The organism is Lysobacter sp. TAB13 (assembly GCF_052113885.1).
Lineage (GTDB): Bacteria > Pseudomonadota > Gammaproteobacteria > Xanthomonadales > Xanthomonadaceae > Lysobacter > Lysobacter gummosus.
The window spans coordinates 189,386-207,509 of record NZ_JBFRDR010000001.1 but is presented as its reverse complement, the minus strand read 5'-3'; the positions used below and the strand labels follow the sequence as shown (position 1 = coordinate 207,509).

Sequence of the window (18,124 nt, the reverse complement as noted above, 5' to 3'; positions counted from 1 at the left end):
CGGCGAGCGCGCGCTCCCGGACTGGCATCAGGCGGCTTCGATTCCGCGGCGCGATTGCGCGCGAACCAGGCGATCCATCGTGCGCAGCGACTTGTCGCCCAGCTGCAGCGCGGTATCGACCCAGATCTCGGTGATCCGCATCATCTCCTCCAGGCTTACGCCCTGGGCCAGTTCGCGTACCTGATGCATGGCGGCACGGGCGTGCGGTATCCGGCGATTGGCGCGGATCACGTCCTCGACCGCCTGCAGGCCCTGGCCGCGCGGGACGACCACATCGACCACGCCCATCGCGTGCAGCTCTTCGGCCGTGTACAGATCGCCTTCGAGCATCAGCCGCTCGGCCTGGCGCGGGGCGATGCGTTTGCACAGGAACGAATACGCGCCCATGCCCGGGAACAGGTCGAACAGGACTTCGGGCAGGCCCATCAGCGCGCCGGCTTCGGCGACGATGGTGTGGCAGCTCAGCGCCGCCTCGAAGCCGCCGCCGAGCGCGCTGCCCTGGACCAGGGCGATGGAGTGCACGCCCGCGCCGAGGCCGGCGTGGAAGGCGTGCACGCCGCGCACGCACTGGCGCGCGTAGTCGAGCAGGCCGTCGCGGTCGCGTTCGCGGATCAGCCGGCAGAACAGCTCCAGGTCGCCGCCGAGATTGAACACGTCGTGGTCCGACGCCAGGACCACGTGGGCGAGGCCGTGGCGGTCGTCCTGGCGCATCCGTTCGCCGAGATGACGCTGGTAGGACAGGATGTCGTCGATCAGCGACGGGGTGAAGCACGCGCGTCCGGGCGCGCGCGCCAGGTTGGCGTGCATGTGGCACCAGTACACGTCCCGATCGAACTCTTCGACGATGCGCAGAGTGCGGCCGGAATGCGGGCGAGGGAAGGGTTGTACGACGGACATGGCGGTATCTCCGGTAAGAGCCGTCCCGCCGGCCGCATCAGGACGGCTTGTGTGTAGTGGTGGGCTGCGTCCGGGACCGAGGATTCTATGCACCTAAAATGAAGCCCCCGCAAGGAGCAGATCCTTGCGGGGGCCTCGAGGTGCCGATCCGGAACCCAAAGGTCCCGGTCGGGCGCGGATTCAGTGTCCGGACGGCGGCGCGTCGCGCAGCTCCCGGCGCAGGATCTTGCCGACGTTGGTCTTGGGCAATTCCTTGCGGAATTCGACGAACTTGGGGTGTTTGTAGCCGGTCAGGTTGGCGCGCGCATGGGCCTTGACCTCCTCGGCGGTGAGCGCCGGGTCCTTCTTGACGATGACCACCTTGACCGCCTCGCCGGACTTGTCGTCGGGCACGCCGACCGCGGCGACTTCCAGCACCCCGGGCATCATCGCGATCACGTCCTCGATCTCGTTGGGGTACACGTTGAAGCCCGAGACCAGGATCATGTCCTTCTTGCGATCGACGATGTAGAAAAAGCCCTTCTCGTCCATCTTGGCCATGTCGCCGGTGTGCAGCCAGCCGTCCTCGTCGATGACCTTGGCGGTCTCCTCCGGTTTCTGCCAGTAACCCTTCATCACCTGCGGGCCCTTGATGCACAGCTCGCCGACTTCGCCCATCGGCAGGATGCGGCCTTCCTCGTCCTTGACGCAGGCGTCGGTGGAGGAGATCGGCAGGCCGATCGAGCCGTTGTACTCGGGCAGGTCCATCGGGTTGATGCACGCCGCCGGCGAGGTTTCGGTCAGGCCGTAGGCCTCGATCAGGGTGATGCCGGTGACCTGCTTCCAGCGCTCGGCGACCGAACGCTGCACGGCCATGCCGCCGCCCAGGGTCAGGTGCAGCTTGGAGAAATCGACCTCGGAAAAACCCGGCGTGTTGAGCAGGCCGTTGAACAGCGTGTTGACGCCGGTGATCGCGGTGAACGGGGTGTTCTTGAGCTCTTTCACGAACGCCGGCATGTCGCGCGGGTTGGTGATCATGTGGTTGAGCCCGCCGAACTTCATGAAGACCAGGCCGTTCGCCGTCAACGCGAAGATGTGGTACAGCGGCAGCGCGGTGATGATGATTTCTTCGCCCAGTTTGGCGTTGGCGCCGACCCAGGCCGCCGCCTGCTGCATGTTCGCCACCAGGTTGCGGTGCGTCAGCATCGCGCCCTTGGCGACGCCGGTGGTGCCGCCGGTGTACTGCAGAAAAGCGATGTCGCCCGGCGCGATCTCGATCTCCGGCAGCTTGTGCATCTGCCCCAGGGTGAGCGTGTCGCGGAAGCGCACCGCGCCCGGGATGTCGTAGTCGGGCACCATCTTTTTCACGTACTTCAGCACGAAGTTCATGATCGGGCCCTTGAGCCCGCCGATCATGTCGCCCAGGCCGGTGGCGATGACCTTCACGTCGGTGCCGGCGACCACGTCCTGCACGGTCTTGCCGAAGTTGTCGAGCACGAAGATCACCTTCGCGCCGGAGTCGTCGAGCTGGTGCTTGAGCTCGCGCGGGGTGTACATCGGATTGGTGTTGACCACGGTCAGGCCGGCGCGCAGCACGCCGAAGGTCGCGATCGGGTACTGCAGGCAGTTGGGCATCATGATCGCGACGCGATCGCCCTTCTTTAGCTTGAGCTCGCCGAGCAGGTAGGCGGCGAACTGGGCGCTGAGGCGATCGACGTCGCCGTAGGTCAACTGCTTGCCGAAATTGGAGAAAGCCGGGCGGTCGCGGTAATTCTCGATCGCGTTTTCCAGCACCGATACCACGGAAGGAAATTCCTCCACGTCGATCTGCGCCGGCACGCCTTGCGGATAGTGGGCAAGCCACGGACGTTCGAAACTCATCGCGATCCCCTCGTTAATCGCTCGTCGATTCTGATCGTAAGCCCCGCTGTGTGCGCCGGCGTACGGTGTTTTCTCGATTGGAGCATAGGCTCTACTGGCTGGCAAGGCGGCGCCCGTTCGCGCAGTCCCGGCGTTGTCCGCGGCACCTGGAACCTGTCAGGATCGCGCAGCCGCGACCGAGTCGAACGATCGTGCGATTACCCGACGACCTCCACGGAGAACACCCGCGATGACCCACGCACAGCGCTTCGTCGACACTGATCGGTCCGGGTTTGGACGCCACCCGAACCCGGCGAAGGTTCGCTGTTTTAGCGGGCCGGACGCGCACGGCCGGGCGGGGATGGGCGCGCTCGTCGTCCGCGTCCTGCGCGCGATGTGGCTGCCGGCGTTGCTGGCGCTGCTCGCCGCCTGCGGCCCCAGCGCGCCGCCGGAGCAGCGCCTGCGCGCGGCGATGGAGCAATTGCAGGGCTCGATCGAAAAACGCGACGCCTCGGCGATCGATGCGCAATTGTCGAAAGACTTCGTCGGCCCCGACGGCCTGGACCGCGCCAGCGCGCGACGGCTGGCGGCGGCGAGTTTTCTGCGTTATCGCGATGTCGGGATCAAGATCGTCGGCCTGCAGGTGAATCTGCAGCCCGGCCACGCCACCGTGCGTTTCAACGCGGCGCTCAGCGGCGGCTCGGGCCAGGTGCTGCCGGATGCGGCGCAGTTGTACGAAGTCCAGACCGGCTGGCGCGAAGAGGATGGCGAGTGGCGGATGACTTCGGCGCAGTGGACGCCGCGGTTGTAGCGCAGACTGCACGATGCGGAAATTCGCTGTCCTTCTCCCGCTTGCGGGAGAAGGTGCCCGATAGAGCCTGCCCCCGCGAAGGCGGGGGGCGGATGAGGGTGCGAGGCGAGGTGCTTGTACGGAATCGCCGCAGGCCCTCACCCCAACCCCACCCCGGCCCGAACGCATAGCGTTCGGGCGTTCGATGCCGCGCGAGCCGGTGGCTCGCAAGCGCGGCTTCTCACCCCGCAAGCGGGAGAGGGAGAGAAAGCCACAAGCGGGACTTAGGCTGCTTTCTTCGCCGCCAACTGCCGCAGCACGTAATGCAAGATCCCGCCATGCCGGAAGTACTCGACTTCCTTCGGCGTCAGCAGCAGCACCTTCACCTCGAACTTCTGCTCGCTGCCATCGGCCTTCCTGGCCACGAGGGTCGCGGTCTTGGCCTTGCCGTCCTCCAGGCCGATCACGTCGATGACTTCCGAGCCGTCCAGCCCGTGGCTCTGCGCGTTCTCGCCGTCCTTGAACTGCAAGGGCAGCACGCCCATGCCGACCAGATTGGAGCGGTGGATGCGCTCGAAGCTCTCGGCGATCACCGCCTTGACGCCCAGAAGGTTGGTGCCCTTGGCCGCCCAGTCGCGCGAGGAGCCGGTGCCGTATTCCTTGCCGGCGAACACCACCAGCGGCACGCCGTCGGCCTTGTACTTCATCGCCGCGTCGTAGATCGCCAGCTTCTCGCCCTGGCCGCCGCCCTTGCCGAAATACAGCGTGTTGCCGCCTTCTTCGCCGCCGAACATCAGGTTCTTGATGCGGATGTTGGCGAAGGTGCCGCGCACCATCACATCGTCGTTGCCGCGGCGGCTGCCGTAGCTGTTGAAGTCGGCCGGCTGCACCCCGCGCTCCTGCAGGAAACGGCCCGCGGGAGAATCCTTCTTGATGTTGCCGGCCGGCGAGATGTGGTCGGTGGTGATCGAATCGCCGAACAGGCCCATCACCCGCGCGCCGTGCACGTCGTCGATGCTGCCCACGTCCATGGTCATGCCGTCGAAGTAGGGCGGGTTCTTGATGTAGGTCGAGGACGAATCCCACTGGAACGACTCGCCGTCGGGCGATTCGATCTGGTTCCAGCGCGTGTCGCCCTTGAACACGTCGGCGTAGTTCTGCGCGAACAGCTCCGGGCCGACGGTCGCGGCGATCATGTCGCCGATTTCCTTATTTGTAGGCCAGATGTCGCGCAGGTACACGTCCTTGCCGTCGCTGCTCTTGCCGATCGGGTCGTGGGTGAGGTCGATGTTGACCGTGCCGGCGATGGCATAGGCGACCACCAGCGGCGGCGAGGCCAGGTAGTTGGCTTTGACTTCCGGATGCACGCGGCCTTCGAAGTTGCGGTTGCCCGACAGCACCGAAGCCACCACCAGTTCGTTTTCGGCGATGCCCTTGGACACTTCGTCCGGCAGCGGGCCGGAGTTGCCGATGCAGGTGGTGCAGCCGTAACCGACCACGTAGAAGCCTAGCTTCTCCAACTCGCTCAGCACGCCGGCTTTCTTCAGGTAATCGGTGACCACCAGCGAGCCCGGGCCGAGCGAGGTCTTGACCCAGGGCTTGGACTTCAGCCCCAGCCTGGCCGCGTTGCGCGCGAGCAGGCCGGCGCCGAGCATCACCGCCGGGTTGGAGGTGTTGGTGCACGAGGTGATCGCGGCGATCACCACCGAGCCGTCGGACAGTTCGGCGTCCTGTTCCTTGATGCGGATCTTCGAGACCGGCTTGGCCGCCAGTTGCTGCGCCTGCGGCTGGTCGCCGCCTTCGCCTTTGAGTTCCTCTATCGCGCAGCCGACCTTGGACTTGCGGTTGGCGACCAGCGGGCCGAGGTTTTCCTGGAAATTGGTGTGCACGTTCTCCAGCAGCACGCGGTCCTGCGGGCGCTTGGGGCCGGCCATCGACGGGCGCACGTCGCCCAGGTCGAGTTCGAGCGTGGCCGAGTAGGTCGCATGCGGCTGGTCGGGTTCGTGCCACAGGCCCTGGGCCTTGGCATAGGCTTCGACCAGGGCGATCTGTTCTTCCGAGCGGCCCGACAGGCGCAGGTAGGTGACCGACTCGGCGTCGATCGGGAAGATGCCGCAGGTCGCGCCGTATTCCGGCGCCATGTTGGCGATGGTGGCGCGATCGGCCAGCGGCAGGTGCTGCAGGCCGTCGCCGAAGAACTCCACGAACTTGCCGACCACGCCGTGCTTGCGCAGCATCTGAGTCACGGTCAGGACCAGGTCGGTCGCGGTCGCGCCTTCGGGCAGCTGGCCGGTGAGTTTGAAGCCGACCACCTGAGGAATCAGCATCGAGGACGGCTGGCCCAGCATCGCGGCCTCGGCCTCGATGCCGCCCACGCCCCAGCCGAGCACGCCGATGCCGTTGATCATGGTGGTGTGGCTGTCGGTGCCGAACACGGTGTCCGGGAACGCCTGCAGATCGCCATCGACCTCACGGCCCATGACCACGCGCGCCAGGTTCTCCAGGTTCACCTGATGGACGATGCCGGTGTTGGGCGGCACCACCTTGAAATTCTCGAACGACTTCTGGCCCCAGCGCAGGAAGCTGTAGCGCTCCTTGTTGCGCTGGAATTCGATCTTGCCATTGAGGTCTAGCGCTTCCGGGCTGCCGAACACATCGACCTGGACCGAGTGATCGATGACCAGCTCGGACGGAATCAGCGGATTGATCTGGCGGGCGTTGCCGCCGAGCTTGCCGACCGCGTCGCGCATCGCCGCCAGATCGACCACGCACGGCACGCCGGTGAAGTCCTGCAGGACCACGCGCGCGGGCATGAAAGCGATTTCCTGATCGGGCTCTTTTTTCGCGTCCCATTGCGCGACCGCTTCGATGTGTTCCTTGCCGACCGTCATGCCGCCGTCTTCGTGGCGCAGCAGGTTCTCCAGCAGGATCTTCATCGAGTAGGGCAGGCGGCTGATGTCGTAGCGCTCGCCCAGCGCTGGCAGGCTGAAATAGGTGTAGTCGCGACCGTTGACCGCGAGTTTGCGGCGGGTGGAATAGGAGTCGGGCATTGGGGTGGAGCTCCTTTGATGCGGCTGGCGTGCCAGGGGAGGTCGGCACGGTGGCTGGCGTTGCCGGCGATTATCGCTTTATCGGGTTCAGGTAGCGTGCAGACCATGGTCGCAAGCGCGCTACAGCGTTCCAGCACAAGCGTATGGACGGATCGCGCAAAGCCTTGCCGGGCCTGAGCGCGCGCTGGCCGCGCGCGGCCCCACGCGTTGCCCGCGAGCGCCTTTAAAGGCAAAATATGCGGTCGAGGCCAGCCCCTTTCGGGGCATCCAGCGGCCTTCCCCCGATCCGCAACGTAATCCGTCCCGGCCTGCGCCGCCGGCCGGACCACGCAGCAGGCGCGGCGTCTTTATCGCTACATTCCGACGGGACTCTCCATGCTCTCCAGCTATCGCCAACACGTTGCCGAGCGCGCCGCGCTGGGCATTCCGCCGCTGCCGCTGACCGCTCAGCAGACCGCCGAAGTCATCGAGCTGCTCAAAGCGCCGCCGGCCGGAGAGGATGCGTTCCTGCTCGAGCTGATCACCTACCGCGTGCCGGCCGGCGTCGATGACGCGGCCAAGGTCAAGGCCTCCTATCTGGCCGCGCTGGCCCTGGGCAGCGAGAAGAACCCGCTGATCAGCCGCGAACGCGCCACCGAACTGCTCGGCACCATGCTCGGCGGCTACAACATCCTGCCGCTGGTCGAGCTGCTCGACGATGCGCAGGTCGCGCCGATCGCCGCCGAAGCCCTGAAGAAGACCCTGCTGGTGTTCGACGCCTTCCACGACGTGCAGGAAAAGGCCGAGAACGGCAATGCCCATGCCCGCGGCGTGCTGCAGAGCTGGGCCGACGCGGAGTGGTTCACCAGCCGTCCGGAAGTGCCCGAAAGCATGACCATCACCGTGTTCAAGGTGACCGGCGAAACCAATACCGACGACCTCTCGCCCGCGCCCGACGCGACCACGCGCCCGGACATCCCGCTGCACGCGCTGGCGATGCTCAAGAACGCGCGCGACGGCATCGTGCCGGAAGAAGACGGCAAGCGCGGCCCGATCGCCTTCATCGAATCGCTGAAGGACAAGGGCCATCTGGTCGCCTATGTCGGCGACGTGGTCGGCACCGGTTCCAGCCGCAAGTCCGCCACCAATTCGGTGCTGTGGTTCACCGGCGAAGACATCCCCTTCATCCCGAACAAGCGCTTCGGCGGCGTGTGCCTGGGTTCGAAGATCGCGCCGATCTTCTACAACACCATGGAAGACGCCGGCGCCCTGCCGATCGAACTCGACGTGTCGCAGATGAACATGGGCGACGTGGTCGAACTGCGTCCCTACGAGGGCAAGGCGCTGAAGAACGGCGAGGTGATCGCCGAGTTCGCGCTGAAGTCCGACGTGCTGCTGGACGAAGTCCGCGCCGGCGGCCGCATCCCGCTGATCGTCGGCCGCGGCCTCACCGCCAAGGCGCGTGAAGCCCTCGGCCTGCCGACCTCGACCCTGTTCCGCCTGCCGACCAACCCGGCCGACACCGGCAAGGGTTACTCGCTGGCGCAGAAGATGGTCGGCCGCGCCTGCGGCCTGCCGGAAGTCGGCGGCGTGCAGCCGGGCATCCGTCCGGGCACCTACTGCGAGCCGAAGATGACCTCGGTGGGTTCGCAGGACACCACCGGTCCGATGACCCGCGACGAACTGAAGGATCTGGCCTGCCTGGGCTTCAGCGCCGATCTGGTGATGCAGTCGTTCTGCCACACCGCCGCGTACCCCAAGCCGGTCGACGTCAAGACCCATCACGATCTGCCGGCCTTCATCAGCAACCGCGGCGGGATCTCGCTGCGTCCGGGCGACGGCGTGATCCATTCGTGGCTCAACCGCATGCTGATGCCCGACACCGTCGGCACCGGCGGCGACTCGCACACCCGTTTCCCGGTCGGCATCTCGTTCCCGGCCGGCTCCGGCCTGGTCGCCTTCGCCGCGGCCACCGGCGTCATGCCGCTGGACATGCCCGAGTCGGTGCTGGTGCGCTTCAGCGGCGAAATGCAGCCCGGCGTGACCCTGCGCGATCTGGTCAACGCGATCCCGCTGGCCGCGATCAACAGCGGCCTGCTCACCGTCGCCAAGCAGGGCAAGAAGAACATCTTCTCCGGCCGCATCCTGGAAATCGAAGGCCTGCCGCAGCTCAAGGTCGAACAGGCCTTCGAACTGTCCGACGCCTCCGCCGAGCGCTCCGCCGCCGGTTGCACCGTCAAGCTCGATAAAGAACCGATCATCGAGTACCTGACCAGCAACATCACCCTGCTCAAGTGGATGATCGCCGAAGGCTACGCCGACCCGCGCTCGCTGCAGCGCCGGATCAAGGCGATGGAAGGCTGGCTGGCCAACCCGCAGTTGCTGGAAGGCGATGCCGATGCCGACTACGCCGCGGTCATCGACATCGACCTCAACCAGATCGTCGAGCCGATCGTGGCCTGCCCGAACGATCCGGACGACGTGAAGACCCTGTCGGCGGTGTCCGGCGCGGTCATCGACGAAGTCTTCATCGGTTCGTGCATGACCAACATCGGTCACTTCCGCGCCGCCGCCAAGCTGCTGGAAGGCAAGCGCGATATCCCGACCCGTCTGTGGGTCGCGCCGCCGACCAAGATGGACGCTTCCGAGCTGACCAAGGAAGGCCACTACGGCACCTTCGGCACCGCCGGCGCGCGCATGGAGATGCCGGGCTGCTCGCTGTGCATGGGCAACCAGGCGCAGGCGCGCGAGGGCGCGACGGTGTTCTCCACCAGCACCCGCAACTTCCCGAACCGTCTGGGCCGCAACACCAACGTGTACCTGGGTTCGGCCGAGCTGGCCGCGATCTGCTCGCGCCTGGGCCGCATCCCGACCCGCGAGGAGTACATGGCGGACGTGGGCGTGCTCAAGGCCGACGGCGACAAGATCTACCGTTACATGAACTTCGATCAGATCGAAGACTACAAGCAGGTCGCCGACACCGTCGCCGCGGCCTGATCGCGCAGGCGGATCGCAGCCCTCCGGCGCGTTCGGGTCACCGACGCGCCGGCCGGGTGCAAGCTATGGACGGGTACGTCGGGCGATATCCCGGCGTACCCGTTTTCTTTGGACAGGACCCATAAGGACATTGGACATGACCCGATCGCTCTATCGCCTCGCCACGCCCGCGCTGCTGGCGATGGCCCTCGCGCTCCCGCTGGCCGCCGTCGCCGCCGACGACGCGCCGTACAAGGACAAGGCCGAACTCCAGGCCGAACTGACCAAGGTGCTGACCTGTCAGGCGACCCGCGCCGAATACATGCGCTTTGCCAGCGCCCTGACCGACGTCTACTACGACAAACCGGCGCAGCCGGCGTTGGCGGGATGAAAGAAGGTCGAGGACGCGAACGCGTTCGTCGCCATGATCGACATGCCCGAACCGGTGACGGTGTACGGCCACAAGAGCCGGCAGCTGATGCTGGCGGGCCAGGGCATGCTGGCGGTGGTGGACGGCGATCATGCCGACGCGCTGGCGAAGCAGCTCAAGCTCGGTGACAGCGGTGAACCGCTGGCCGGCCACATCCGCGTCCGCGACGTGCGCACCGAGGCCCTGGGCGACGGGGTCGAAGCCAAGATCGTGCAGACGGTCAGCACCATCACCACCCATCCGGGCAAGACGATGGTCGGTTGCGAGTATCGGGTGAATTACTGAGGACTCAGGCCGGCGTGGGCGCCGCGCCGATCGTCTGCGTAGAGGCTGCGTGAGCTGCGGCCGCGACTGAGCGGCTGCGGCGAGCGTTCCGGTGCGGGCGATACCTCGCGGCTCGCGCCGGTACTACCGGTAGCGGCCGCAGGTTGCGCAGCCCGTGCGCTTCAATCTGAAAGCCGGCCATGGCAGCCGCAACCGCGACGACGCGGCTGCGGCCAAGCTTTCGCGGCCGCTCCTCAACCCAACTGCGATTCGACCGAATCCACCATCGCCCGCTTGCGCAGCAGCAGATCCCAGTAGCTGCCGCCGAGCTGGCGCCACAGCACCGCCGAGCGCACCGCCGCCAGCAGCACCGCGCGCACTTCGGCGACCACGCCGGGCTGGCCGAGGTAGTGCGGGTTGCCCTGCACCAGCACGCGCGGGCGCAGGTGGCTCAGGGTGTCGGCGTACAAGGTGCCCAGCGCCGCGATCACGTCCGGATGGCTGCTGCCGAGCCGGTGCGCGGGGTTGGCCTGTTCGTGGATGCCGCGCAGCACTTTCTCGGTCATCGCCGCATCGCGCACGAAGCGGCGCTCCAGTTGCATCACCGCCAGGGTCAGGCGCGGCAGGTGTTCGTCCTTGGCGCGGTGGGTGAAGTAATCCTGCATCAGCATCAGCCCGGGACGCAGATTGTCCAGGCCGCCGTAGACCGCGGCGGGCGAGGAGGCGTCGATGCGGAATACCGAGTCCAGGGCGGTGCCGAGCACGGCCGCGTTGGCCTGGCCGGTGTCGGCGATGCGCCGCACCTGGGCCAGGGCCTGGGCGAGGCCGGCGAGGGCGAGGACGCGTTGCGAAAGTTCGGCCATCAATGGGTCGCCGTGAAAGAAGAAGTGGAATTCGGAAGTAGGTCGGCGCCCGCGGCCAGCGCCGGCGCGTCGGTGGCGGCGATCACCGCGCCGCCGAGGCAGACTTCGCCGTCGTACAGCACCAGCGATTGCCCCGGGGTGACCGCGCGCTGCGGCTGATCGAAGCGGACCTGCAGCGTGCCGTCGTCGCGCACCTGCACCTCGCAGTCCTGGTCGGACTGGCGATAGCGGGTCTGCGCGCTGCAGCGAAACCGCGCGGCCGGGGCGGCGCCGGCGATCCAGTGCGCGGTTTCCGACTGCAAGGCCTGCGACTGCAGCCAGCGGCTGTCGCTGCCCTGATCGACGTAGAGCACGTTGGCGGCCACGTCCTTGCCGACCACGTACCACGGCGCCGGCTCGAAGCCGCGCACGCCGCCGATGTTGAGGCCTTCGCGCTGGCCGAGCGTGAAATAGAACACCCCCGGATGAGCGCCGACGACACGCCCGTCCGGCGTGCGGATCTCGCCCTGTTTCGCCGGCAGATAGCGCGACAGGAACTCGCGGAAATCGCGCTCGCCGATGAAACAGATGCCGGTGGAGTCTTTCTTGGCCGCGGTCGGCAGGCCGGCGGCGCGCGCCATCTCGCGCACGTCGCGCTTGAGCAGTTCGCCCAGCGGGAATTTGGTCGCGCTCAACTGGGCCTGGCCGAGCTGGTGGAGGAAATAGCTCTGGTCCTTGCCGCCGTCGCGCGCGCGCAGCAGGCGGAAGCGGCCGCCGGCCTGATCGACCCGCGCGTAGTGGCCGGTGGCGATGTAGTCGGCACCCAGTTCGCGCGCGGCGTCGAGGAAATACTTGAACTTGATCTCGCGGTTGCACAGCACGTCGGGATTGGGCGTGCGGCCGGTCGCGTACTCGGCGACGAAGTGCTCGAACACGCCGGCCCAGTATTCGCCGGAGAAATCGCGGAAGTGGATCGGCAGCCCGAGCCGGCCCGAGACCGCGACCGCGTCGCGGCGGTCGTCCTCGGCGCGGCAGTCGCCGCTGCCGTCGTCGGCCCAGTTCTGCATGAACAAACCCGACAGGGCTTCGCCGCAGTCGCGCAGCAGCAAGGCGGCGACCGAGGAATCGACCCCGCCCGACATGCCCACGATGGTGTTGGCCGACCTGGACATCTCGATCACAGCGCTTCGGGCGCGACCGAGTGCTGCAGCAGGTCGAGCGAGTGGCGGCGGCCGCCGAGGTAATCGGCCACGACCTGCCACACCAGCGGGCTGCGGTGCTCGGCCGAGCGCGCCTGCAACTGCGCCGGGGTCATCCACAGCGCCTGGACGATGCCTTCGTCGAGCGCGCGCCCGGCATGGTGGCGCTCGGGTTCGGCGGCGAAGGCGAAGCGCAGGTAATGGCGGCCGCCGGAGCCGTCGGGCTGCACCGGGGCCTTCCACTGATAGGCGCCGACGAACGCGGTCAGGCGCACGTCCCAGCCGGTTTCCTCCAGGGTCTCGCGCAGCGCGGCGTCGCGCAGGCTTTCGTCCGGCTCCAGATGGCCGGCGGGCTGGTTGATCACCAACCGGCCGCCGACCGATTCTTCGACCATCAGCAAACGCCCGCCCTCGACCACGATGGTGGCGACGGTGACGTCGGGTTGCCAGAAACGGCCTTCGCGGTAGCTCACGTCAGAATTCGTCCTGGTCGGGGGTGAGTTCGGCTTCCATCTTGTCGGCCGCGCGCACCACGTAATCGATCGCGTCGTCCAGATCGTCCTGGGACGCGCCGGCGTCGATCTTGACCACGAACACGGCCACGCCGTCCTGCTTGACCCAGCCGCCCATCTTGCTGAGCTGGCTGTCCTCCAACAGGCGGTTGGCGACATCGCCCGGCAGCTGGCTGTCGCCGCCGCGGTAGCCCGGCGACCAGATTTCGCGCACCTCCAGCTTGCCGTAGCGCTGGGTGCCCGACAGCACGTAGGCCATCTGGCTGCGCTGCTTGTCCAGGGCGAAGGTCAGGACGAAATCGCCGTCCTTGTCCACCTCGTACTTGTAGCCCAGGCCTTCGAGCTGGGCGCGGATGCGCGGATCGCCGCCCTTGGAGACGCTGTGGTCGGGCTCGACCCGGGCCGGATCGTTGCGGTCGGCCTTGGCCGGCGCCAGCTTGGCCGGGCCGGCGGCCGCGGCCGGCGCCGTATCCGTGCCCGGCGCCGGGCCGGCCAGCGCCGACAGCGGCACGGCCGGCAACAGCAGGGCGGACAAAACGGAACGGATCAGGCGCATGACGGTCCTTGAATTCTTGGACATCGGCGCAATCTGGACCGACGGCTCCGCACTAGATGGCGGCGCTGCGGCATTTTGCAATGCAGCCGTGCACGCGTCCATGTTGCGGGCGCGATCGTATCCACGTCCCCTCGGGGCAGGCGTCTATAATCGCAAAATGGCAAAACAGACCGATCACGAACACAGTCACGGCGTGCTGGTGGAAGCCGGCAAGCCCGAAGTCGCCCGTCCGCCGCTTTATTCGGTACTGGTGCTTAACGACGATTACACCCCGATGGACTTCGTCGTCGAGGTGCTGATGCGCTTTTTCCCGATGAACGTCGAAAAAGCTACGCAAATCATGCTCCACGTCCATACCCGCGGCCGCGGCGTATGCGGCGTCTTCACGCGCGAAGTGGCCGAGTCCAAAGTCGCGCAGGTGAATGAATTTTCAAGACTGCATCAGCACCCCTTGCTGTGCACGATGGAAAAGGCCTAAAAGGGAGCTGAGCACCGCCTAGGGGGCGGGGCATGGAAAAGCCGGCGAGCGCCCCCACGTAGCGTGCATACGTCCTGGAGGCTCCGCCCCATGTTCAGCAAGGATCTCGAATACAGCATCGGCCAGTGCTACAAGCGCGCCCGCGAGGCGCGCCATGAGTACATGACGGTCGAACACCTGCTGCTCGCACTACTCGACAACCCGTCCGCCGAGGCCGTCCTCAAGGCCACCGGCGCGGACTTCGCGCGATTGCGCAGCGATCTGGAACAGGCCATAGCGACCTCGGTCCAGGTGTTGCCCGACGACGTCGATCGCGACACCCAGCCCACCCTGGGCTTCCAGCGCGTGCTGCAACGCGCGGTCTACCACGTCCAGTCCTCGGGCAAGAAGGAAGTCACCGGCGCCAACGTGCTGGTGGCGATCTTCGGCGAGAAGGACTCGCACGCGGTCTACTTCCTCAATCAGCAGGACGTGGCCCGCCTGGACGTGGTCAATTACCTGTCCCACGGCATCGTCAAGCACAGCGGCGAGGAGGGGCAGGGCCACCACGAGGAAGAATCCAAGCCGCCGGAGGGGCCGGATGTGGATGGCAAGTCCGATGCGCTGGCCGAATTCGCCAGCAACCTCAATCAGCTGGCGCGCGAAGGCAAGATCGACCCCCTGGTCGGCCGCGCCGACGAAGTCGAGCGCACCATCCAGGTGCTGTGCCGCCGGCGCAAGAACAACCCGCTGTACGTCGGCGAGGCCGGGGTGGGCAAGACCGCCATCGCCGAAGGCCTGGCCAAGCGCATCGTCGATGGCGAAGTGCCCGAGGTGCTGCGCAACGCGACCATCTTCGCCCTCGACCTGGGTGCCCTGGTCGCCGGCACCAAGTACCGCGGCGATTTCGAAAAGCGCCTGAAGGCCGTGCTCGCGCAGCTCAAGAAGCAGCCCGAGGCGATCTTGTTCGTCGATGAGATCCACACCATCATCGGCGCCGGCTCCGCCAGCGGCGGCACCATGGACGCCAGCAACCTGATCAAGCCGGCCCTGTCCTCGGGCGAGCTGCGCTGCATCGGTTCGACCACGTTCCAGGAATACCGCGGCATCTTCGAGAAGGACCGCGCGCTGGCGCGGCGCTTCCAGAAGATCGACATCGTCGAGCCGACGGTGGGCGAGACCTACGAAATCCTGCAGGGCCTCAAGCCCAAGTACGAGTCGCATCACGGCGTCACCTACGCCGACGAGGCGCTGCAGGCGGCGGTGGATCTGTCGGTCAAGCACATCGGCGACCGCCTGCTGCCGGACAAGGCCATCGACGTCATCGACGAGGCCGGCGCGCGCCAGCGCCTGCTGCCGGAGAGCGCGCGCAAGCAGCTCATCGACATCGAGGAGATCGAGACCATCGTCGCCAAGATGGCGCGCATCCCGACCAAGCAGGTGTCGGCCAGCGACAAGGACGTGCTGCGCAATCTCGAACGCAACCTCAAGATGGTGATCTTCGGCCAGGACCCGGCGATCGAGACGCTCGCCTCGGCGATCAAGCTCGCGCGCTCGGGCCTGGGCAATCCGGACAAGCCGATCGGCAACTTCCTGTTCGCCGGCCCCACCGGCGTGGGCAAGACCGAGGTGACCAAGCAGCTCGCGCTGCAGCTGGGTATCGAGCTGGTCCGCTTCGACATGTCCGAGTACATGGAGCCGCATTCGGTCAGCCGCCTGATCGGCGCGCCTCCGGGCTACGTCGGTTTCGACCAGGGCGGCCTGCTCACCGAGAAGATCGTCAAGACCCCGCACTGCGTGCTGTTGCTGGACGAAGTCGAGAAGGCGCATCCGGACATCTTCAACATCCTGTTGCAGGTCATGGACCGCGGCACGCTGACCGATACGAACGGTCGCGAAGCCAACTTCAAGAACGTGATCGTGGTGATGACGACCAATGCCGGCGCGGCCCAGGCCTCGCGGCGTTCGATCGGCTTCACCAAGCAGGACCACTCCACCGATGCGATGGAAGTGATCCGCAAGGGCTTCAGCCCGGAATTCCGCAACCGCCTCGACGCGGTGGTGCAGTTCCAGGCGCTGGGCTTCGATCACATCCTGCGGGTGGTGGACAAGTTCCTGATCGAGCTGGAAAGCCAGCTGCACGAGAAGAACGTGACCCTCACCGCCACGCCGACCGCGCGCGACTGGCTGGCCCAGCACGGTTTCGATCCGCTGATGGGCGCGCGCCCGATGGCGCGGGTGATCCAGGACCAGATCAAGCGTCCGCTCGCCGACGAACTGCTGTTCGGCAAGCTGGTGGGCGGCGGCCGGGTCACCATCGACGTCAAGGACGATCAACTCGTGGTCGACGCGCAGGCCGAGCCGGAGAAGCTGTTGCCGGCGACGGTTTGATTCGCGGCGTTATGCGACAAAGAAAAGGCGGCCTTCGGGCCGCCTTTTTTTATGGTTGATTGTTTGTCGTCAAGCCCGGCTGATTGTTTGCTTCGGCGCCATCTTCCAGTCGGCGACGTCCCTACGGTCCGTCATTCCCGCGAACGCGGGAATCCAGTGCCTTTCGTGCGAGAACGTTTGAAGTCGCTGGATTCCCGCTTTCGCGGGAATGACGGTAGGTGGGTGCGCTGTTACCTAATCCCGAATTCCGAATTCCGAATTCCGAATTCCGAATCCCGAATCCCGAATCCCGAATCCCGAATCCCGAATCCCGAATCCCGAATCCCGAATCCCGAATCCCGAAATCACCGCCCGCCGAACTTGCGATACGCCGCTTCGTCGATCTTCTCGACCTGCGCCACTTCGCAGTTGTCGCGGTTGGTGCGCACGCGCGTGCCGGTCGGGCAGATGCGGCCTTTCTGTTTCTCGGTGGACACTTCGAATTGCTGCGTGAAGCTGAGGTCGTAGCAGGACTTCACGTTCAAGCGGTAATAGCTGTCGCTGTCCTTGACCAGCACGGCCTTGTCGCCCAGGCGCGAAATCTTCGGCTTGGCGCCCAGATCGACGCAGGCATCGATCGGGTCGGCGAATGCCGCGCTCGCGGCGAAAGTGAGCAACGTGGCCAACGCAATCCTTGTGGGCAACAACATGGGGGCATCCTCGGCAGGGGCTCGGAATGAGCTCGCAGTGCAATGTATCGATCGCTGCGAGCGCGCAAATCTGGAATAAGTCGTGGTGACCTTCGTCATGGCATGACCTTCGGCCTAAACCGTTCGACGCCGGCGTGCATCTGTTGTTCTTAATCGATGCATGCACGGCGTGGGTTTATCGATGACGCCGATAACGTTCGAACGCATCGGCGTCGATGGTTTCGATGCCGGCGACCGCGCAATCGCCGCGTCGGGTGCGGATAAGCGTGCCGCTGGGGCATAGTCGATTTTTGCGTTGCTCGGCGACGACTTCGAGCGTCGGCGATGCGCGCAGATCGCCGACGCATCCATCCTGCAAGCGCAGTCGATAGCGGTCTTCGCCGTGCTTGAGCAAGACCGAGTCGTAGCCTCGCGCGATCTGCGAAGAGCGATCCAGATCGATGCAGGCATCGAGCGCCTGCGCGCAGGCGGGGCCGGCCGACAGACAAAGCGCGGCGGCCAGAACGATTTCGTTAGGCGGCATGAGGTTCTCGTTTGCGGCTCGAAGCGAGCACATCGATACGGATGACGCCGGGGGAAGAATCGTCTAGGTCGAAAGTCATGGGCGCGCGCGATACGTGCATTTATTTGTCCGCGCCGCCCGATGCGCGGCGCGAACCCGCGCGCGCATCGCCTCGCGGGCGCGCGCGATCGCGCACGTCTCGCGCGATCCGCTGTTTCCAATCGGCAGTTGCTAGCGCGCGCTGCGACCTCGCGCACATCTTCAGCGCTTGCCGCGGCGCAGCGCGATCGGCGCGACGGGCCGGTGCTAGCGTCGCCGTGGCCCGCGCGGTGCGCGGGCTGTAACCGTCTCGGTCGATCCCGTGTCGCCGAGGCTCGCCACTGCGTCCGCGTGCGCGGCGCAGTCACTCAATGCGGGACCCCCGTCCCGCGTCGATCCATGGAAAAGGAGCAACACCATGAAGTTACGCAAGCTCGTCGTCGCGGCCGTCGCCGCGTTCGTCTTCGCCGGCGCCACCGCCGCCCTGGCTCGCCCGCCGCTCACTCCCTGCCAGGAATGCCGGATCGCCTACAACGTGTGCCTGTATGAAGGCCACGGGCAACGTGATGCCGAATGCCTGGTGGAATACAACAGCTGCCGGGCCGAGAACGCTTGTCCGCTGGAGTGAAGGCCGATTCGCCCGCAGCCCCGCGTTGAGACCTCGCCGCCGGACATCGCCGGGCGCCCGCGCGCCGTGGCGAAGTGGGCGAGC

The 18,124-nt window shown here is 66.4% G+C and carries 16 protein-coding genes; 7 read left to right on the top strand and 9 right to left on the bottom strand.

From position 1 onward, the window contains the following. Window positions 1-27 precede the first annotated feature (27 nt). Window positions 28-897 carry a crotonase/enoyl-CoA hydratase family protein gene (locus AB4Y92_RS00815; protein ID WP_441817916.1) on the bottom strand — a complete coding sequence of 290 codons (870 nt, stop codon included), beginning with the start codon at window positions 895-897 and terminating at the stop codon, window positions 28-30. 180 nt (window positions 898-1,077) lie between these two features. Beyond that, the gene (locus tag AB4Y92_RS00810) at window positions 1,078-2,757 is read right to left on the bottom strand and encodes a long-chain fatty acid--CoA ligase (RefSeq protein WP_441817915.1); all 1,680 of its coding nucleotides are present in this window, start codon (window positions 2,755-2,757) and stop codon (window positions 1,078-1,080) included. A gap of 340 nt (window positions 2,758-3,097) precedes the next feature. Here AB4Y92_RS00810 and AB4Y92_RS00805 point away from each other — a divergent pair, with 340 nt between their 5' ends. Then, window positions 3,098-3,547, top strand: coding sequence for a hypothetical protein (locus AB4Y92_RS00805; protein WP_441817914.1), 450 nt, complete (start codon window positions 3,098-3,100; stop codon window positions 3,545-3,547). 263 nt (window positions 3,548-3,810) lie between these two features. Here the strand turns inward: AB4Y92_RS00805 and acnA are convergent, their stop codons facing one another. Next, on the bottom strand, window positions 3,811-6,576 hold the full coding sequence (acnA, locus tag AB4Y92_RS00800) for an aconitate hydratase AcnA (protein ID WP_441817913.1): 2,766 nt from the start codon (window positions 6,574-6,576) through the stop codon (window positions 3,811-3,813). 375 nt (window positions 6,577-6,951) lie between these two features. Here acnA and acnB point away from each other — a divergent pair, with 375 nt between their 5' ends. The 3 genes from acnB to AB4Y92_RS00785 all read left to right on the top strand — a co-directional run bounded on the left by acnB (window position 6,952) and on the right by AB4Y92_RS00785 (window position 10,246). Beyond that, on the top strand, window positions 6,952-9,552 hold the full coding sequence (acnB, locus tag AB4Y92_RS00795; protein WP_441817912.1) for a bifunctional aconitate hydratase 2/2-methylisocitrate dehydratase: 2,601 nt from the start codon (window positions 6,952-6,954) through the stop codon (window positions 9,550-9,552). Between the two features lie 136 nt (window positions 9,553-9,688). Next, entirely contained in the window at window positions 9,689-9,922 is a 234-nt protein-coding gene (locus AB4Y92_RS00790; RefSeq protein ID WP_441817911.1) for a hypothetical protein, read from the top strand. A 33-nt stretch (window positions 9,923-9,955) separates the two neighbouring features. Next, on the top strand, window positions 9,956-10,246 hold the full coding sequence (locus tag AB4Y92_RS00785; protein WP_441817910.1) for a hypothetical protein: 291 nt from the start codon (window positions 9,956-9,958) through the stop codon (window positions 10,244-10,246). 233 nt (window positions 10,247-10,479) lie between these two features. Here AB4Y92_RS00785 and hflD read toward each other — a convergent pair whose 3' ends face one another. The 4 genes from hflD to AB4Y92_RS00765 are packed head-to-tail and all read right to left on the bottom strand — an operon-like array spanning window position 10,480 to window position 13,334. Next, window positions 10,480-11,091: a high frequency lysogenization protein HflD gene (gene hflD, locus AB4Y92_RS00780; protein ID WP_441817909.1), complete on the bottom strand. Its 612-nt coding sequence runs from the start codon at window positions 11,089-11,091 to the stop codon at window positions 10,480-10,482. Next, window positions 11,088-12,239: a tRNA 2-thiouridine(34) synthase MnmA gene (mnmA, locus tag AB4Y92_RS00775; RefSeq protein WP_441817908.1), complete on the bottom strand. Its 1,152-nt coding sequence runs from the start codon at window positions 12,237-12,239 to the stop codon at window positions 11,088-11,090. Before mnmA ends, hflD begins: the two co-directional genes overlap by 4 nt. A gap of 5 nt (window positions 12,240-12,244) precedes the next feature. Further along, window positions 12,245-12,739 (bottom strand): NUDIX hydrolase, encoded by a 495-nt coding sequence (locus AB4Y92_RS00770; protein WP_057942826.1) that lies wholly within the window; start codon window positions 12,737-12,739, stop codon window positions 12,245-12,247. 1 nt (window position 12,740) lies between these two features. Then, window positions 12,741-13,334, bottom strand: coding sequence for a hypothetical protein (locus AB4Y92_RS00765; protein WP_441817907.1), 594 nt, complete (start codon window positions 13,332-13,334; stop codon window positions 12,741-12,743). A gap of 157 nt (window positions 13,335-13,491) precedes the next feature. Between AB4Y92_RS00765 and clpS the strand changes: the two genes are divergently transcribed. Continuing rightward, window positions 13,492-13,812: an ATP-dependent Clp protease adapter ClpS gene (gene clpS / locus AB4Y92_RS00760; protein ID WP_057942828.1), complete on the top strand. Its 321-nt coding sequence runs from the start codon at window positions 13,492-13,494 to the stop codon at window positions 13,810-13,812. 90 nt (window positions 13,813-13,902) lie between these two features. Beyond that, entirely contained in the window at window positions 13,903-16,182 is a 2,280-nt protein-coding gene (gene clpA / locus AB4Y92_RS00755; protein ID WP_441817906.1) for an ATP-dependent Clp protease ATP-binding subunit ClpA, read from the top strand. 344 nt (window positions 16,183-16,526) lie between these two features. Here clpA and AB4Y92_RS00750 read toward each other — a convergent pair whose 3' ends face one another. Both AB4Y92_RS00750 and AB4Y92_RS00745 read right to left on the bottom strand, forming a co-directional pair. After that, a complete protein-coding gene (locus AB4Y92_RS00750) occupies window positions 16,527-16,871 on the bottom strand; it encodes a DUF6491 family protein (protein ID WP_148648843.1) in 345 nt (114 codons plus the stop codon). Between the two features lie 175 nt (window positions 16,872-17,046). Continuing rightward, window positions 17,047-17,394 carry a hypothetical protein gene (locus AB4Y92_RS00745; protein WP_441817905.1) on the bottom strand — a complete coding sequence of 116 codons (348 nt, stop codon included), beginning with the start codon at window positions 17,392-17,394 and terminating at the stop codon, window positions 17,047-17,049. 436 nt (window positions 17,395-17,830) lie between these two features. Here AB4Y92_RS00745 and AB4Y92_RS00740 point away from each other — a divergent pair, with 436 nt between their 5' ends. Continuing rightward, complete coding sequence (locus tag AB4Y92_RS00740) at window positions 17,831-18,040, top strand: hypothetical protein (protein ID WP_441817904.1); 210 nt, start codon at window positions 17,831-17,833, stop codon at window positions 18,038-18,040. The last annotated feature ends 84 nt before the right edge of the window (window positions 18,041-18,124 follow it).

Coding starts and splice junctions, on each gene's coding strand:
- AB4Y92_RS00790 (WP_441817911.1), top strand. CDS start 9,689: ATGACCCGATCGCTCTATCGCCTCGCCACGCCCGCGCTGCTGGCGATG.
- clpS (WP_057942828.1), top strand. CDS start 13,492: ATGGCAAAACAGACCGATCACGAACACAGTCACGGCGTGCTGGTGGAA.
- acnB (WP_441817912.1), top strand. CDS start 6,952: ATGCTCTCCAGCTATCGCCAACACGTTGCCGAGCGCGCCGCGCTGGGC.
- mnmA (WP_441817908.1), bottom strand. CDS start 12,239: ATGTCCAGGTCGGCCAACACCATCGTGGGCATGTCGGGCGGGGTCGAT.
- clpA (WP_441817906.1), top strand. CDS start 13,903: ATGTTCAGCAAGGATCTCGAATACAGCATCGGCCAGTGCTACAAGCGC.
- acnA (WP_441817913.1), bottom strand. CDS start 6,576: ATGCCCGACTCCTATTCCACCCGCCGCAAACTCGCGGTCAACGGTCGC.
- AB4Y92_RS00785 (WP_441817910.1), top strand. CDS start 9,956: ATGATCGACATGCCCGAACCGGTGACGGTGTACGGCCACAAGAGCCGG.
- AB4Y92_RS00810 (WP_441817915.1), bottom strand. CDS start 2,757: ATGAGTTTCGAACGTCCGTGGCTTGCCCACTATCCGCAAGGCGTGCCG.
- AB4Y92_RS00745 (WP_441817905.1), bottom strand. CDS start 17,394: ATGCCGCCTAACGAAATCGTTCTGGCCGCCGCGCTTTGTCTGTCGGCC.
- AB4Y92_RS00815 (WP_441817916.1), bottom strand. CDS start 897: ATGTCCGTCGTACAACCCTTCCCTCGCCCGCATTCCGGCCGCACTCTG.
- AB4Y92_RS00805 (WP_441817914.1), top strand. CDS start 3,098: ATGGGCGCGCTCGTCGTCCGCGTCCTGCGCGCGATGTGGCTGCCGGCG.
- AB4Y92_RS00740 (WP_441817904.1), top strand. CDS start 17,831: ATGAAGTTACGCAAGCTCGTCGTCGCGGCCGTCGCCGCGTTCGTCTTC.
- AB4Y92_RS00765 (WP_441817907.1), bottom strand. CDS start 13,334: ATGCGCCTGATCCGTTCCGTTTTGTCCGCCCTGCTGTTGCCGGCCGTG.
- AB4Y92_RS00750 (WP_148648843.1), bottom strand. CDS start 16,871: ATGTTGTTGCCCACAAGGATTGCGTTGGCCACGTTGCTCACTTTCGCC.